16 protein-coding genes are annotated in these 15,211 nt (G+C 51.3%); 9 read left to right on the top strand and 7 right to left on the bottom strand.

Annotated elements, in window-relative coordinates; translation table 11 throughout:
• Window positions 1-112: 112 nt before the first annotated feature.
• Complete coding sequence (manA, locus tag TU92_RS13715) at window positions 113-1,294, bottom strand: mannose-6-phosphate isomerase (protein ID WP_112167777.1); 1,182 nt, start codon at window positions 1,292-1,294, stop codon at window positions 113-115.
• Between the two features lie 247 nt (window positions 1,295-1,541).
• On the opposite strand from manA, the gene fumC reads away from it, so the two are divergent.
• A complete protein-coding gene (fumC, locus tag TU92_RS13710) occupies window positions 1,542-2,939 on the top strand; it encodes a class II fumarate hydratase (protein WP_112167776.1) in 1,398 nt (465 codons plus the stop codon).
• 68 nt (window positions 2,940-3,007) lie between these two features.
• Here the strand turns inward: fumC and tus are convergent, their stop codons facing one another.
• Window positions 3,008-3,943, bottom strand: a complete 936-nt coding sequence (gene tus, locus TU92_RS13705; RefSeq protein ID WP_112167775.1) for a DNA replication terminus site-binding protein — start codon at window positions 3,941-3,943, stop codon at window positions 3,008-3,010.
• A 249-nt stretch (window positions 3,944-4,192) separates the two neighbouring features.
• On the opposite strand from tus, the gene TU92_RS13700 reads away from it, so the two are divergent.
• Window positions 4,193-4,762: a DNA-3-methyladenine glycosylase I gene (locus tag TU92_RS13700; RefSeq protein ID WP_112167774.1), complete on the top strand. Its 570-nt coding sequence runs from the start codon at window positions 4,193-4,195 to the stop codon at window positions 4,760-4,762.
• A 19-nt stretch (window positions 4,763-4,781) separates the two neighbouring features.
• Here TU92_RS13700 and TU92_RS13695 read toward each other — a convergent pair whose 3' ends face one another.
• The gene (locus TU92_RS13695) at window positions 4,782-5,738 is read right to left on the bottom strand and encodes a GlxA family transcriptional regulator (protein WP_112167773.1); all 957 of its coding nucleotides are present in this window, start codon (window positions 5,736-5,738) and stop codon (window positions 4,782-4,784) included.
• Window positions 5,739-5,853: 115 nt separating this feature from the next.
• On the opposite strand from TU92_RS13695, the gene TU92_RS13690 reads away from it, so the two are divergent.
• Entirely contained in the window at window positions 5,854-6,495 is a 642-nt protein-coding gene (locus tag TU92_RS13690) for an HD domain-containing protein (protein WP_112167772.1), read from the top strand.
• Between the two features lie 46 nt (window positions 6,496-6,541).
• Here TU92_RS13690 and yqfB read toward each other — a convergent pair whose 3' ends face one another.
• The 3 genes from yqfB to TU92_RS13675 all read right to left on the bottom strand — a co-directional run bounded on the left by yqfB (window position 6,542) and on the right by TU92_RS13675 (window position 8,127).
• A complete protein-coding gene (yqfB, locus tag TU92_RS13685; protein WP_112167771.1) occupies window positions 6,542-6,847 on the bottom strand; it encodes a N(4)-acetylcytidine aminohydrolase in 306 nt (101 codons plus the stop codon).
• A gap of 181 nt (window positions 6,848-7,028) precedes the next feature.
• Complete coding sequence (locus TU92_RS13680; protein WP_112167770.1) at window positions 7,029-7,394, bottom strand: cupin domain-containing protein; 366 nt, start codon at window positions 7,392-7,394, stop codon at window positions 7,029-7,031.
• Window positions 7,395-7,521: 127 nt separating this feature from the next.
• Window positions 7,522-8,127, bottom strand: coding sequence for a transglycosylase SLT domain-containing protein (locus tag TU92_RS13675; RefSeq protein ID WP_112167769.1), 606 nt, complete (start codon window positions 8,125-8,127; stop codon window positions 7,522-7,524).
• Between the two features lie 208 nt (window positions 8,128-8,335).
• Here TU92_RS13675 and TU92_RS13670 point away from each other — a divergent pair, with 208 nt between their 5' ends.
• The 3 genes from TU92_RS13670 to TU92_RS13660 all read left to right on the top strand — a co-directional run bounded on the left by TU92_RS13670 (window position 8,336) and on the right by TU92_RS13660 (window position 11,047).
• Window positions 8,336-9,313, top strand: a complete 978-nt coding sequence (locus TU92_RS13670) for a GlxA family transcriptional regulator (RefSeq protein ID WP_112167768.1) — start codon at window positions 8,336-8,338, stop codon at window positions 9,311-9,313.
• A gap of 78 nt (window positions 9,314-9,391) precedes the next feature.
• Complete coding sequence (gene gap / locus TU92_RS13665; RefSeq protein WP_112167767.1) at window positions 9,392-10,402, top strand: type I glyceraldehyde-3-phosphate dehydrogenase; 1,011 nt, start codon at window positions 9,392-9,394, stop codon at window positions 10,400-10,402.
• Between the two features lie 234 nt (window positions 10,403-10,636).
• Window positions 10,637-11,047 carry a lysozyme inhibitor LprI family protein gene (locus TU92_RS13660; protein WP_208640467.1) on the top strand — a complete coding sequence of 137 codons (411 nt, stop codon included), beginning with the start codon at window positions 10,637-10,639 and terminating at the stop codon, window positions 11,045-11,047.
• Window positions 11,048-11,087: 40 nt separating this feature from the next.
• Here the strand turns inward: TU92_RS13660 and TU92_RS13655 are convergent, their stop codons facing one another.
• On the bottom strand, window positions 11,088-11,501 hold the full coding sequence (locus TU92_RS13655; RefSeq protein ID WP_112167765.1) for a VOC family protein: 414 nt from the start codon (window positions 11,499-11,501) through the stop codon (window positions 11,088-11,090).
• Window positions 11,502-11,619: 118 nt separating this feature from the next.
• Between TU92_RS13655 and TU92_RS13650 the strand changes: the two genes are divergently transcribed.
• The 3 genes from TU92_RS13650 (at window position 11,620) to TU92_RS13640 (ending at window position 15,201) form a co-directional block, all read left to right on the top strand.
• Window positions 11,620-12,684 carry an FAD-binding protein gene (locus TU92_RS13650; protein ID WP_112167816.1) on the top strand — a complete coding sequence of 355 codons (1,065 nt, stop codon included), beginning with the start codon at window positions 11,620-11,622 and terminating at the stop codon, window positions 12,682-12,684.
• Window positions 12,685-12,822: 138 nt separating this feature from the next.
• Window positions 12,823-13,281, top strand: coding sequence for a MarR family winged helix-turn-helix transcriptional regulator (locus TU92_RS13645; protein WP_112167764.1), 459 nt, complete (start codon window positions 12,823-12,825; stop codon window positions 13,279-13,281).
• A gap of 189 nt (window positions 13,282-13,470) precedes the next feature.
• Complete coding sequence (locus tag TU92_RS13640; RefSeq protein ID WP_112167763.1) at window positions 13,471-15,201, top strand: MFS transporter; 1,731 nt, start codon at window positions 13,471-13,473, stop codon at window positions 15,199-15,201.
• Window positions 15,202-15,211 lie beyond the last annotated feature (10 nt).

Here is a 15,211-nt window from a genome sequence, read left to right as displayed (position 1 = left end):
TGTCTCGAAAACAAAAAACGCCTTGCGGCGTTAATAGTCCCCTGAGTGTAGCTCAATCAGTAAATAATTCATCAAATTGAGGCCATTAGCCTCAATTTGTTTAAGTAATTGATCATTTACTGAGGATATTGAACACCCGTGCAATGCGTCCGTTACCGCTGACCGTAACGGGCGACTCGCTGGCAGACAGATAACCGGATTCTCCCGGATTGAGCACCAGCGTTTCATCGCCTTTCACCAGCACGCTCTGGCCTTCAATACAGAAGACGATGGCGGCGCTGTTCTGCTCCAGCGTTTGCGGTTCCGCAGACAGGCTGTGAACCGAGAACGCAAAATCTTCGACCGGGATCGGGAAGTTGAGCTCCGCGCCTTTCTCCACCGGCGTGGTCAGCAACTCGCTGGCCGGTTTGGCGTTGAACTTCAGATTCGCCAGCAGTTCCGGGATATCGATGTATTTCGGCGTCAGACCGGCGCGCAGAACGTTATCGGAGTTCGCCATCACTTCCAGCGACACGCCTTTCAGATACGCATGCGGGGTTTCCGCATACAGGAACATGCCTTCGCCCGGTTGCAGCGTGATGACGTTCAGCAACAGCGGAGAGAAGAGGCCGGTATCCTCAGGATAAAATTCAGAAATACTGCGAATGGTGTCCCAGGGCTCGCCGTGCTGATTGCTCAGCACGGATTTCAGCACGTCCAGCGCGCGAGATTTGTCTTCGCCTTCCAGACTCAGTAAGCCGGCAAACAGCGTACGCAGGTGATCGACATCAGGATAAGAGAGGAAACTGGCAATCAGCGCATGCGCACCGGCAACCGGTTGCAATAAAGAAACAATCTCACGCAGTTCGCGGAAACCGTTCATTGCCTGGAATGGCGTCAGGGCATAAACCAGTTCCGGCTTGTGATTGGGATCTTTGTAGTTACGTTCAGCGGCATCAAGAGGAATGCCATTGGCGTTCTCCTTGGCGTAACCCAGTTCGGCAGCGCCTTTACTTGGGTGAACCTGAATGGACAGCGGCTGATCGGCACACAATACTTTGAACAGGAAAGGCAACTCACCAAAACGTTTGGCGACTTTTTTACCTAACTGCTCGTCAAGATTGGCGCTGATTTGCTCGCGCAGTGAAATTTTCTCACCGGCGTCATTCTCAACCTGCGAACTGCTTTTCGGGTGAGCGCCCATCCACAGTTCTGCCATCGGACGACCTTGAGGATCCGTAATACCATAAAGTTCGGTCAGCGCGTCTTTACTGCCCCAGGCGTAATTTTGTACACCGTTATGCATCTTTTGCATTGCTTCATCCTGAATGGAAAATTCTACCCGCTAGTAAACAATGACGGCGCGGCCTTTACAACTGCGAAGGGTCAAAAAGTGCGGTGAATGACAATTCTTCTCATTTACAGCGGGCGCAGTGATACGTTAGCCTTATATGTCACTATACTCGACTGGCCGCTGATGAAAGCCTGTAAGCGCCAACGGCTTTTGAAAACCCTGCAAAAACCTGACACTCATTCGAAAATAAGTATCTAAGGAGACAACAATGACAGCGACTCGCATTGAAAAAGACTCAATGGGGCCTATCGATGTTCCGGCAGATAAGCTTTGGGGCGCACAGACGCAACGTTCGCTTGAACACTTTCGTATTTCCTCGGAAAAAATGCCTCCGGCGCTGATCCACGCGCTGGCCCTGACCAAGCGTGCGGCCGCCAGCGTCAATATGGATCTGGGATTGCTGCCCGCCGAACGGGGCGATGCCATTATTGCTGCCGCCGATGAAGTGCTGGCCGGTAAACATCCGACTGAATTTCCGCTTTCGATCTGGCAAACCGGTTCCGGTACCCAGACCAACATGAACATGAACGAAGTGCTGGCCAACCGGGCGAGTGAAATCCTTGGCGGTGAGCGCGGAGAAGCGCGGAAAGTGCATCCGAATGATGACGTGAATAAGAGTCAGAGTTCTAATGACGTTTTCCCGACTGCGATGCACGTCGCCGCCGTTCTGGAGCTGCGCGAGACGCTGCTGCCAGAGCTGAAGGTTCTTCACAAGACGCTGGAAGCGAAAGCCGAAGCGTATCGCGATATCGTTAAAATTGGCCGTACGCATTTGCAGGACGCGACGCCGCTGACGCTTGGCCAGGAAATCTCTGGCTGGGTGGCGATGCTGGCGCACAGCGTTAAGCATATTGAAAACAGTATTCCGCACATCGCGGAGCTGGCGCTGGGCGGCACGGCGGTAGGGACGGGGCTGAATACTCATCCCGAATACGCGGTGCGCGTGGCTAAAGCACTGGCCGAACTGACGAAGCAGCCGTTCGTCACGTCACCCAATAAATTTGAAGCGCTGGCCACCTGCGATGCGCTGGTACATGGGCACGGTGCACTGAAGGGGTTGGCCGCGTCACTGATGAAAATCGCCAACGACGTCCGCTGGTTATCTTCGGGCCCACGCTGCGGCATCGGCGAGATTTCCATCCCTGAGAACGAGCCGGGCAGCTCGATCATGCCAGGTAAAGTCAATCCTACGCAGTGTGAAGCCATGACTATGCTCTGCGCGCAGGTGCTGGGAAATGACGTTGCGGTCAATATCGGCGGCGCTTCCGGCAATTTCGAGCTGAACGTGTTCCGTCCGCTGGTGATCCACAACTTCCTGCAATCCGTCCGCCTGCTGGCTGATGGTTTGCGCGGTTTCAACGAGCACTGTGCCGTGGGCATCGAACCGAATCGTGACCGCATCACGCAGCTGCTGAATGAATCGCTGATGCTGGTGACGGCGCTGAATACGCACATCGGTTACGATAAAGCGGCCGAAATCGCCAAGAAAGCCCATAAAGAAGGGCTGACTCTGAAGGCGTCGGCGCTAAAACTCGGTTACCTGACCGAAGCTCAGTTCGACGAATGGGTTCGCCCGGAAGCCATGGTCGGCAGCATGAAGGGGTAGTGTCCTTCTGATGTCACTCCCCTTAAGAGGTCCGGCTTGCCGGGCCTTTTTTCATTTATAGCGGCGTATCACAGAGGATAATCGGTATATAAATGCAGCCGTTTAATCAACAAACTCAGCGGCTGAGACTGCGGCTTGTATTTATGTTTGATGGCGGTTACATCGTAATCTGGCAGTTCACCTAACTTTGGGACCTGCATCATCGGCATTTTCTGGCACAGCGCGATCAGCGGCAGCGGGCAGGGGTGCTGCACCTGTTTCTGACTGTTGCGATACCACACGCGGGCGATTGGCTGTACCTTCACAGGGCGTTTAAACTTCAGCGCGGCATGCTCCGGTAATCGTTTAACATCAATCATTTCCCGGTTAATGTTTTCCATCCACTGCTCGCGGGTATACGGTGAGACCGCCCGGCCAGCGTTGAGGCTTTTTTCGAGCATCGCCAGCACTTCGCCCCGGCTGACGTTCTTGATAATGTGCTTGTTCGCCCATCCAAACCGCACCGAATCAGGATCGTTGAGGAAAGTAACCGAGCGGTAGGCGTTAAGCGTAATCAGGCCGCGCAAATGGGTATGGACAAACTCGAATCGCTGCTCGCGGGCAAGACCTGATTCCACGGTAACAATGTGCTCGAGTTCAGCTTTCAGTTTATTCACTTCTTCGATGAGCAGCAGGGCAGACTGATGTTCAGCAGCATCAACGGCATAGCACAGCACGCCGGGCAGGCGGACAGCGGATTTACTGCTGATATTCTCGTTATTATGATGAATGAACAGCCGTTGAAAATGCTGCAAAGCCATCTCCTGGGCGGCTTCGCCGATATAAGGGGTCACCGCGATTTTATCGGCAGGATTATGCTCCTCGCCTTTGGCGATTTCCGGCAATGCAAATACCCGCGCCTGCAATAATTCCAGCTTACTCAGGAAGTTCCCGAGGTCGTGCAACGCCATTTCCAGCTCATTGAAACAACCGTTCATTCGAGCAATTAAATCATAATCTGCCATACCGCCTCCAATTAGTTACAACATACAGTTTAAGGTAAGATTAAAAAAAGTGCACACTTTAACTTTTGTAATGTCATCATTGTTTAGCAGGGCAAAGAGGCTGCGTTTACGCGTCCTTTGGGCCTGTTTGGGCGGAAAGCCCAAGGTTTTGACCTTAATGCCAGTACGGGACGCAACCCAGGGTCTTAATTTGTTTTTAACAAACCCGGTCGGGTAGACTACCTCAAACCCATTCCCCCGAGCCCTGTCATGACTGATGATCTCATCCGTTGCCCCTGGAACCTTCAGGACACCCTAATGATCAATTACCACGATACAGAATGGGGTAAACCCGTACGAGACAGCCGCGCGCTGTGGGAAAAACTCATGCTCGATGGCTTTCAGGCAGGGTTATCCTGGCGCATTGTGCTGAAAAAGCGGGATGCGCTACGCCTGGCGTTTTGCAATTTCGAACCACAGAAAGTCGCCGAATTTACCGAAGAAGACATCGAAAGGCTGGTGAAAAACGCCGATATTATCCGTTCTCGCAGCAAGATAATGGCGGTAATTAACAACGCGAAAATGTATCTGGCCATGCAACAGGCGGGGGAAGATTTCGGTGAGTGGATTTGGGCGCAGATCGGCGGTAAAGCTATCCAACATCAGGGGCCGGTTCCAACCAAAGATGCGCTGTCTGAACGTATATCGAAAGATCTGAAAAAGCGCGGTTTTAAGTTTGTCGGCCCGACGATAGTGTATGCGTGGATGGAAGCCACCGGGCTTATCAATACCCATCATCCGGATTGTTTTCGCCGGGCACAGGTGGCGAAAGAAGCCTGATTTGACGCACTATTATCTGTCAGGAGAACTGTTTTTGATACTGTGACGGTGTCACGTTTAACTGCCGTAAAAAGGCTCTTCGAAGAATATCCACGCTGGAAAACCCGCATTGTGCGGCGATTTGCTTTATCGCCAGGCCGCCGGTTTCCAGCAACTCCCGTGCATGAAAAACCCGCTGTTGTTCCAGCCATTGCGCCGGTGACTGGTTTATTTCCTGATTGAATAAGCGTGTGACGTGTCGGGCGCTCAGCCCCATATGCATTGCAAGACTTTGCACGTTATGCGGCTTTTCGAGGGAATTTAGCACCCAGCGTTGCACATCCTGTAACGCAGAACGGCCACTCAGCGAGGCTTGTCCGTGACGGATAAACTGAAGCTGGCCGCCGGGGCGTTTAAAGAACATCACCAGCTGCGCCGCCACATCCAATGCCGTTTCCCGGCCAAGATCTTCCTCCACCATATTTAGCGCTAAATCCAGCCCGGAGGTCACGCCCGCAGCGGTTCGCAGTTCACCGTCGGCAATAAAAATGGCGTCAGCTTCTACGAAAACCTGCGGATAATCCAGCCTCAGTTTTTCAACCACCGACCAGTGGGTAGTGACACGTCGGTTATCCAGCAGTCCCGCGGCGGCAAGCAGCAATGCGCCGCTGCAAACGGAACCGAAGCGTTGTGCGTGATGGCTCCAACGACAGATTTGTTCCTTTAACATTTCGTCATGGATAAAGGGAGTAAGCGCTGGTGCACCGGCCACCAAAAAAGTGTCCAGATTGGCGGGAAGCGGGGCGGCCAGCGTTAAATCAGCCAGCAGGCGGGTGCCGGACGAGGATGTAATAATAGGATCGGTCATCGCCATCACGCTGAGTTTATAAACTTCACGACCACGCTGCTGATTAGCTTCGGCAAAGACATCCAGCGGACCGGAAACGTCGAGCAACTGCACGCCAGGCACGGCCAGAATCACAATGTGTTTAAGCATGAATAGATTTCCTGTCGCAGAACAACGCAATGTCTTAAATCGTAATATTACGTCGATTGATGACATTCATCCTGCGGCTTAAGCTGGTTTTAATCAACCCGACAGGAGAACTATCATGAGTCTTAACATACAGGGCATCCGCATTCCCGACAGCAAAATGGCACGCGAAGCGACCGAATTAGTTCGCGATACCGAATCAGATTTATTGTTTCATCATTCCAGCCGCGTGTATTACTGGGCGGCATTGGCCGGGCAGCAACGTGAACTGAAGGTCGATCACGAACTGCTTTATATTGGCTGTATGTTTCACGACATGGGGCTGACTCATGAAAATTGCAGCTGCGATAAACGTTTCGAAGTTGACGGCGCCAATGCCGCACGGGAATTTATGCAGCAATACGGCGTCAGCGCCGGGGATATGGATAAAGTCTGGACGGCTATCGCGTTACACACCACACCTGGAATTCCCGAGTTTATGGATCCGGTGATTGCACTGGTGACAGCAGGTGTAGAAATGGATGTGCTGGGGCTAAATTATCAGGTATATCAGGATGATGTACGTGAAGCTGTGGTTGATGCACATCCGCGAACGGCGGCGTTTAAAGAAGATATTATTCAGGCATTTTATGACGGCATCAAAAACAAACCGCAAACGACGTTCGGTAACGTCAAAGCAGACGTGATTGCAGATAAAGAACCGGCGTTTATTAAAGGGGATTTCTGTTCGATTATTCGCAATTCGCGCTGGCAGGGTTGAAGAAGAAAAGGGCGCGCCAATGTTGAAGCGGCGCGCTTTATGGCAGTTAAATCAGGCGAAACTCAATCATAAACAGTTCTTTCAGCCCCGGATAAATTTCGCTGATGACCTGTTTCAGTTCCGGTAATGTCATGTTTTCTTGTACCGCGTGGGTATCGTTGAGATCGTCAAACTGCACCGGCGTCACGCCAGTCACTTCAATATTGCAGAAATAGACATCATCTTCATAACGACTGACCCGTACCTGGTCTCCCGCAACAAAATCTGCATCGCTGGCTTCACGCAGGGTAATTGTTTTACGACCGGCAAGGATGTCGGTTTCAAAACGGCGATAAAAAGTGATGTTTTTCATAAATGTTCCTGCATTTCCAAAAGACAAATCGTTTGAGAGAATCTGAGAGCACATTTCAACACAATAACTGTAGTAGCGACAGTAAAGCGAATATCCCGGTTTAGTTACTACAATCAAAGTACGTATAATGTATATTATGTTAAATACGATATCTAACTACGTACCGCCAATCCTGACTTCCTTAATCCAACTTCCCTGCCTCATCTTCAGTCCTTTCTTCTCCGTAATGCACAGCCAGCCAGACCGTGGTTTCTTTAGCGTCTGTCCATTCCACGCGGTGTTTACAGAATGCAGGAATATTCACGAAGTCACCGGCTTTCATGACCCGCGCTTCGGTTTCATCTTTCAGCCACAAACCTGCTGAACCTTGCAGCACTAACACCCACTCGCTTTGTGGCTGGCAGTACCAAAAATCAGGTGGGCTCGATTGTCCGGTGGAAATGATTCTCTCGATACGCACACCCGGCTGAGTTAATAACATTTCAAAGGTTTCGGCTTGTCTGTTGGATGCCTCGTCTGGAAAATCCGTGAACATATTATCCGGCATTGAAAACGACCTTTCTCGCTAATAAAACGGGGTTGAAATTGATCGCGCTACGTGAATTCTGAGATTTCATCAGTACCATAATGCTGCAGAATTTACGTAGCGAACTCTCCGCTGTGAGTGTTTTGCACTATAAACCAGCATAGACCTTTTCGACTTTTGCCATATATCTCGGAGCCTGAGCTGCCGGATGATACTGGCGGACGTGCCAGTGAAACGCTTCGGGCGACAACTGATTAATCATGCTGATGGCTGTCTGGCGATTGCTGGAAAATGTCCGAAGCAAGGCACCGGCACCGTTGGCATAAGCAACTTCGGTGGCGTAACGACGCGTCACCGGATTGTTGATCCAGTTTAGTTGCTGATGCTGCAACGCGCTGATATAAGCCGTTCCTAAATCAATATTGGTTTCCGGATCATATAAATCGCTTTTGTCCGGGCAACCGCGTTTACCTTTATATCGGTATGCATCACAACCGCTGGTTGAGGCTTTCAGCTGCATCAGACCAATGGCGTTTGAAGGACTGACGGCTTTCGGATTGTAGCTGGATTCAACCTGAATGATGGCTTTCACAAGTTTCCGGTCGACTTTGTATTTATCAGCAGCATCTTCGATTTCGTCGTCAAAGGCGTGCGAATCGTATTTTTTATAATGGGGTTTGCTGGAACAGCCAGCCAAAATCATCAGCATCAGAATCATGCAAAAACGAGATGGATTTTTGAGTAATGAATTCATGTATTACCAGGAATAAAATTAAGGATTATTGGCGAAAACAAGATACCGTTATCGTCTCTGAAGGTCATGTATTAATTGGTGTTTTTGCCTACTTAACCTCTTTTAAAAATACGAATCCTCAGAGGTTTAGGATTGCCGCGCCCTGCTCCTTCATTCATCTTTCGCACCTCCTATTGACTTATTTCGTACAAAACGTACCTTTAACGCCATGCATACATTTTTGATTATCGTCCCCGACGGGGGCATGTTGTTCGAAGCGGCTGGTATCGCCGATATCCTCATGCAGGCAAATCGCCTGATGTCTAAGGACGCCCGCACGCCAGCTTATCAGGTTACCCTGGCCACGACGCAACAGCACCGTGTCGTTCACGGCGCGTCCGGGCTGAACCTGCTGGCTGACCACCGCTTGTGCGATCTCGATCCAAACACTCCACGCGATACCATTCTTATCACTGGTAAAGGCCTGACCAAAGAAGAAGGCTCAGACGTAGTCCAGTGGATAAAAAAGGCTGCGCCCCATGCTGGCCGCATTGTTTCCATTTGCGGCGGTGCAATGCTGCTGGCGGAAACTGGCCTGCTCGACGGACGGCATGCCACCACACACTGGCGTTTACTCGATGCGCTGCAATCAGAATTTCCACAAATCCTGGTCGAACGTGGCCCGATCTATGTTCAGGACGGGTCCGTCTGGACCTCAGGCGGTGTCAGTTCAGGGTTTGATCTCACGCTCGCCTTGGTTGAGGACGACCATGGTTTCAATCTGGCCCGCGACGTGGCACAGGATTTAGTGATGTTCCTGCGCAGGCCCGGCAGTCAGGCGCAGTTCAGCCGCTATCTGTTAAATCAGGCGGCAGAAGGACCGATCCGAGACCTTCAGATCTGGCTGCCCGATAACATCACGGCAGACCTTTCAGTGGAACAACTGGCAGAGCATGTCGCGATGAGTCCGCGCAATTTCACCCGCGTCTTTACTCGTGAAACCGGAATGACACCGGCGAAGTATGTCGAGGAAGTCCGTCTGAATGCGGCCAGACAGCGGCTTGAACAAACCACTCTCGGCGTTGAACAAATCGCGGTCATGACAGGCTTTGGTACTGGCCTGAATCTGCGCCGCGTTTTCGAGCGTAATTTGCAGCTCACCCCTACTGAATACCGTGAACGTTTCTGCTCACGCATGTTGGCGTAAATTGATTCTTTCTTGTCATTTACGCCACGCCAGCTTAAGACTACATTGAATGCAGTTCCGCTAACTAAGGAGTGCATCATGGTCAAAGTTGGTATTAACGGATTCGGCAGAATCGGACGAAACGTCCTGCGCGCTGCTCTCGGTCGCGATGACTTTCAGGTGGTGGCGATCAATGATCTCACTGACAGTAAAACTCTCGCCCATCTTCTTAAATATGATTCCCTTTCCGGCACGCTGAACGCCACCGTCGAAGCAGGTGAAGGCCAGCTTTTGGTCGATGGCAAAAGCATCCGCGTATTCTCTGAAAGAGATCCGGCCGCTATTCCTTGGAGCAGTACCGGCGTCGATATCGTTATCGAAGCCACCGGTTTCTTCACGGATAAAGCTAAGGCTGAAGTCCATATCACTCACGGCGGTGCGAAACGCGTCATTATTTCCGCGCCGGGGAAAGATGACGATATCACCATCGTGCTGGGTGTGAATGATGACCAGTATGATCCCGCAAAACATAAAGTGGTGAGTAACGGCAGTTGCACAACAAACGGTTTAGCACCGGCCGCGAAGGTTCTTCATCAAACCTTCGGGATTGAACATGGCCTGATGAACACCACCCATGCTTATACCAATAGCCAGGCATTGCATGACCAGCCGGAAAAAGATTTGCGCGGCGCCCGTGCAGCGGCAGTGTCGATTGTTCCGTATTCCAGCGGAGCGGCGAAAGCCATCGGGAAAGTCATCCCTGAACTTGCCGGACGCATGACCGGTTATTCCCTGCGTGTCCCGGTACCCGTGGTTTCTATCGTCGACCTGACTGTGAATTTGAAACGTGAAGCCACGGTTGAAGAAATCAACGCGGCATTCCGACAGGCGGCGGAGTCCGGCCCGCTGAAAGGCATTCTGGGCTATAGCGATGAACCCCTTGTCTCGAGTGATTATCGTGGTGATCCACGCTCGTCCATTATCGACGGCCTTTCTACCTTAGTTATTGGCGGAAAACTGGTGAAGATTCTGGCCTGGTATGACAACGAATGGGGATTCTCCAACCGTCTGGTTGATCTGGCGGTGTTAATGGAAAAACGCGGATTATAAGCCCCCTTTTCCTGCCAGACATTATAAGAAGACACCGCCGTTTTGCGGTGTTTATCTAACTCACAGACGTCGGTTTTATTAAAGCAAATGGACTGTATGTTGTAACTAATAATGAAGATTGCCCCAATGTTCTGCCCCCGTCGTCCCATCAATTGCGTGAGTACCGCAGTTGCGGGAGAGATCGCATTTCAGTAAAGTCCTGATATCTCAACTTTTATGAAGAGTCATCTGCCCATGCACGTGAATATACGTTTTCGCCCCCTGCTGATTGCCGCCGGATTGCTATTCTCACCGGTTATCGCACTGGCTGAGGACTGCCCAAAAGACGATCTCTCGCCAATGTGCGAAGACATGCGCGCGCAGGCCGTGTTTGAGCAGACCGATCACCAATTGAACGTTTCCTATCAGCAGTTGATTAAGAAAATGTCACAGCCGAAAGATGAATATTTAGATTACCCGGCGCTAAAAACCAGGTTTGTTGAAGCGCAGCGGCAATGGGTGCGTTTTCGCGATAAGGAATGCAATGCGTGGTATTTAATCAATCAGGCTGGCGCGCAGCGTAATACCGATCAAATGGCCTGCCTGATACAGCGAACGAAGGATCGCACCGCTCAGTTGAACGAATGGATTATAGCCCTGCCGTAAGCAAACCCTCCCCGGTATCATTATCCGGGGAGGAACCTTATTACGCTTCCTGTGGCCCGATTTTCATAAACGGGTTATAGGCGATTTCCCAAAGATGTCCGTCCGGATCGGCGAAGTAACCAGAATATCCGCCCCAGAATACTTTCTGGCCTGGCTTAATCAGCGTCCCGCCCGCTTTCACCGCCTGTTTAAGAATCGCGTCCACTTTTGCTTCACTGGCAACGGTTTGCGCCAGAGACATCCCGCGGAAACCTTCCCCCTGAGCACTGACCTGCGCGTCCTTAGCCAGCTCGTCCCACGGGAATAAAGACAACCATGCGCCCGCCAGCTCAAAGAAGCTGACGCTGTCTGAATCAATCACCACTTTCGGAAATCCTAATCCATTCTGATAAAACTCGGTGGCGATGGCTAAATCCTTAACGCCCAGCGTGATCATATTAACGACAGGTTGCATGCTATTTTCTCCAGAATATTGATGAGTTAAGGGTTTTCTTATTCTGTAAATTACATCTTCTCGTAGTCTCTCAATACGGACTATACTCTCGCCTTTGTCAGGGAAGATGGATTCACAGATGGACTACGATATTGCGATTATTGGTCTGGGCCCGGCGGGCGCAACGCTTGCCAGATTACTGAATCCTGACCTCAGAATTCTGGCTCTCGATAAAAAGCAGGAATGCGGCGAAGACGGTTTTCAGAAACCCTGCGGTGGCCTGCTGGCGACCGATGCACAACGATCTTTTGTGCGTTTCGGCGTGAATCTGCCTACCTCCGTGCTGGCCGATCCGCAAATTTTCAGCGTCAAAACTTACGATTTACAAACCAGCCTGATTAGAAATTACCAGCGGACTTACGTCAATATCAACCGCCACCGTTTCGATTTGTGGCTTAAAACACTGATCCCCGCGAACGTTGATGTGCGCCATGACAGCCTGTGCCGCAAAATCATCCGCCAGGACGACGGATATCAAATCCAGTTCACCGATGAAGGCGTTCATCATCTGGCGACAGCGAAATACGTGGTCGGCGCGGACGGCGCAAACTCCATGGTCAGGAGAATGTTGTATCCTGAACATGAAATCCGTAAATATCTGAGTATTCAGCAATGGTTTACCGATAAACATCCGGTGCCGTTCTACTCTTGTATTTTCGATAATACCGTCACCGATTGTTACGCCTGGAGTATGTCCAAAGACGGGTATTTTATTGTCGGCGGCGCCTTCCCGATGAAGAATGGCAATCAGCATTTTGAAAATCTAAAAACACGTCTTCTGCCCTATTCCTTCACTTTTGGCGATGTGGTGAAGACCGAAAAATGCATCGTGCTGTGCCCGTCGAAAATGAGCGATTTCCGCTGTGGCCAAGATAACGCTTTCCTAATCGGCGAGGCCGCCGGATTCATCAGCGCCAGCTCGCTGGAAGGTATCAGTTACGCCTTCGACAGCGCGGAAATCCTTAGCAAGATCTTCAACGACAACGTGAGTCATCCGAACCGCGCTTATCACAAAAACACGCTGAAGCTGCGATTGAAATTGTTCAGCAAAATCGTAAAAGCCGCCATTTTGACCTCGCCGTTCCTGCGCAAGCTGATCATGAAAAGCAACATCTCTCACGTGGATATTATCACCCCAAAATAGCGCCGGGCGGTCTGGCTCTTCACTGCCAGAAAGTGACTTCCGGTTGTCTCAAAATGTTAACAGCGGCCTCACTTTTGTGGCAAATATCACATACCGTGCTAACCTGACGCCATCAAAAGCACCATCTGTGAGGATCCTTTGACTACATTACGCCGCCGACCGGAGGCCGCTTCGCCTACCCTGCGCTTCCTCCCGGAAACCATCCATATTGGCCGTCAGTTACGGACTTACTGCGATGCCCGTTTCAAAACCATCGGGCTGACACTTGCCCGTGGTCAGGTTCTGTTGCATCTGGAAGCGGCCAATGGCCGTCTTCCGCAGGGAGAACTTACCGCCTTGCTGGAAGTCGAACACCCGACCGCGATCCGCCTGTTTGACAGCCTCGCACAGCTTGGGCTGTTGGAGCGTTGCCCTGGTGAAAACGACCGTCGGTCAAAAGATATTGTGCTGACCGAAGCCGGTAACGATCTGGCGAATCAGGTACGCAGCATGACCGACGACATATTGATCCGTGTGATGGAAGGCATCCCGGAAGAAAACATTGCCGTTGCCCGTGGCGTTCTTGCCGCCATCACTGCCAATATCGCCGCACTTTGAGTGGCGATTTTTTCTCCTTATCCCCCCTTTCATTCCTGCAATAGTCACCGTTGTAATTGATTGATTATTCCCTATTTGCGTTTGTAAATATCACTGATATGAATAATTGAACTAGACACATTTGAAATGCCTCACTACATTATGTAGCAAGCTACAAGCTAGTTGGGTAATGACTTATAAGGCATAACGATGACGACGCGTTCTGATTCAGATGTCCGGCAGGATGCCGGTGAATTAACAACACGGGATGCATCAACCGTAAAAGAGCCCCCCGCGCCAGCAACCGAAGCCGGATCGGTTCCTCCCTCAACGCATCACCCGTTTGCCGTTCAGGTGAATACCTGGCTCTCCCGTTACCCGCGATTACGTATCGGTGTTTACGTCATGGCGTCGTTGATTATTGGTATGACGCAAGGGCTGGGGATCAATCTGGTGGGATCAAACCTGCCGGGGATCCAGGGATCTCTTGGAATTTCTAACGTAGAAAGCTACTGGCTGATTGCCGCGTATACCGCCACCAGCGTGACCGGTACGATCCTGCTGTATAAAATCCGTACCCAGTTTGGGTTTCGTCGCTTCGGGGAATACGGCCTGCTGTTTTTTGCCGTCGCCTCCATGGCGCAAATGTTTACCCATGATTTTCAGACCGCCGTGGCGGTTCGCGCAGTCATGGGTTTTGCGATGGCATCGCTTGGGCCGCTGGCGTTGTTCTATATGTTCGAGATTTTCCCGCCGGCGAAAAAGCTGACGGCAGGATTGTGCTTTGGGCTGGCAGGCAGCCAGATTTCGTTGCCGATTTCTCGCATCATTTCGCCGCACCTGTTAGATCTCGGGCACTGGCACCAGCTGACGATGCTGGAATCCGGTCTGTCGCTGATCTGTCTGGCCATCATCTGGATATTGCCGCTGACTCATCCACCACGCGTGAAAGTTTTCGAGCGAACCGACTGGATAAGTTACCCGCTGATCGCCACTGCCGTAGCCTGTATGTCGATCGTGCTGACCATGGGCCGCTACTACTGGTGGCAGGAAAAGGACTGGATTGGTGAAGTTCTGGTCGTCGGGATTATCGCACTGACGCTGTCATTTATGGTCGAGTTGCGGCGCAAGAATCCGATTATTGACTTACGCTGGCTGATGACTCCGGAAATGCTGCTGTTTACGGGTTCAATGCTGTTCGTGCGAATGCTGCTCTCTGAGCAAACCACCGGCATGGTGGGCTTTCTGAATCTGGTTGGATTGCTCAACGAGCAGCTGATTACCTTGTTTTGCATCATTCTGGCCGCGACCTTCGCCGGGCTGGTGTTCGTCAGCATTATTCATAAAGCCAATCGGATTGTTTACATCCATTTATTCTCTATCGCGCTGATTGCCGTGGCGGCTTGGATGGACGCGCATTCAACCGTGGATACGCGCCCCGAGCAGTTTTACCTGACGCAGGGAATGGTTGCCTTTGGTGGCGCAATATTCCTGCCTACCTCCCTGTGGCTCGGATTTATCCGCGCTCTGCAATACGGCCAGAGCCAGATCATCAGTTTTGTGCTGGTGTTTCTCTCAACCCAAAATGTCGGCGCGCAGGTCGGCGGCGCGTTCCTCGGGACAATTCAAATTTTGCGTGAGAAGTTTCACTCGAGTGTACTGGTTGAAGGGATTTCGCTGCAAAATCCGCTGGTGGTTGAGCGGCTCGCTCAGTACAGCCATTTGCTGAAACCGGTATTAAACGATGGCACTCAGCTAAATGCCGAGGCGGTTGCGCAACTGAGTCTGAAAGTGACACAACAGGCGGGATTGCTGGCGTACAACGATGTTTTCATGGTGGTGTTTTATATGTCGCTGGGCTGCTTTGCCGTCCTTTGCGCGCACATTATTGTCGGACGGATCCAGACCAAAAAGCGCGAAGCCGCTGAGGCTGTTGCGTAAGTCATTCGTT

Source organism: Rahnella inusitata (assembly GCF_003263515.1).
GTDB classification, from domain to species: domain Bacteria; phylum Pseudomonadota; class Gammaproteobacteria; order Enterobacterales; family Enterobacteriaceae; genus Rahnella; species Rahnella inusitata.
Note: the sequence above shows the minus strand (reverse complement) of the source record. Positions and strands in the feature narration are given on the sequence as shown.

What these genes read in the sequence shown, in the direction of transcription:
- TU92_RS13660 (WP_208640467.1), top strand. Translation starts at nt 10,637, where the DNA reads ATGCACGTGAATATACGTTTTCGCCCCCTGCTGATTGCCGCCGGATTG.
- TU92_RS13680 (WP_112167770.1), bottom strand. Translation starts at nt 7,394, where the DNA reads ATGCCGGATAATATGTTCACGGATTTTCCAGACGAGGCATCCAACAGA.
- TU92_RS13700 (WP_112167774.1), top strand. Translation starts at nt 4,193, where the DNA reads ATGACTGATGATCTCATCCGTTGCCCCTGGAACCTTCAGGACACCCTA.
- fumC (WP_112167776.1), top strand. Translation starts at nt 1,542, where the DNA reads ATGACAGCGACTCGCATTGAAAAAGACTCAATGGGGCCTATCGATGTT.
- TU92_RS13655 (WP_112167765.1), bottom strand. Translation starts at nt 11,501, where the DNA reads ATGCAACCTGTCGTTAATATGATCACGCTGGGCGTTAAGGATTTAGCC.
- gap (WP_112167767.1), top strand. Translation starts at nt 9,392, where the DNA reads ATGGTCAAAGTTGGTATTAACGGATTCGGCAGAATCGGACGAAACGTC.
- TU92_RS13670 (WP_112167768.1), top strand. Translation starts at nt 8,336, where the DNA reads ATGCATACATTTTTGATTATCGTCCCCGACGGGGGCATGTTGTTCGAA.
- yqfB (WP_112167771.1), bottom strand. Translation starts at nt 6,847, where the DNA reads ATGAAAAACATCACTTTTTATCGCCGTTTTGAAACCGACATCCTTGCC.
- TU92_RS13695 (WP_112167773.1), bottom strand. Translation starts at nt 5,738, where the DNA reads ATGCTTAAACACATTGTGATTCTGGCCGTGCCTGGCGTGCAGTTGCTC.
- tus (WP_112167775.1), bottom strand. Translation starts at nt 3,943, where the DNA reads ATGGCAGATTATGATTTAATTGCTCGAATGAACGGTTGTTTCAATGAG.
- TU92_RS13640 (WP_112167763.1), top strand. Translation starts at nt 13,471, where the DNA reads ATGACGACGCGTTCTGATTCAGATGTCCGGCAGGATGCCGGTGAATTA.
- TU92_RS13650 (WP_112167816.1), top strand. Translation starts at nt 11,620, where the DNA reads ATGGACTACGATATTGCGATTATTGGTCTGGGCCCGGCGGGCGCAACG.
- manA (WP_112167777.1), bottom strand. Translation starts at nt 1,294, where the DNA reads ATGCAAAAGATGCATAACGGTGTACAAAATTACGCCTGGGGCAGTAAA.
- TU92_RS13690 (WP_112167772.1), top strand. Translation starts at nt 5,854, where the DNA reads ATGAGTCTTAACATACAGGGCATCCGCATTCCCGACAGCAAAATGGCA.
- TU92_RS13675 (WP_112167769.1), bottom strand. Translation starts at nt 8,127, where the DNA reads ATGAATTCATTACTCAAAAATCCATCTCGTTTTTGCATGATTCTGATG.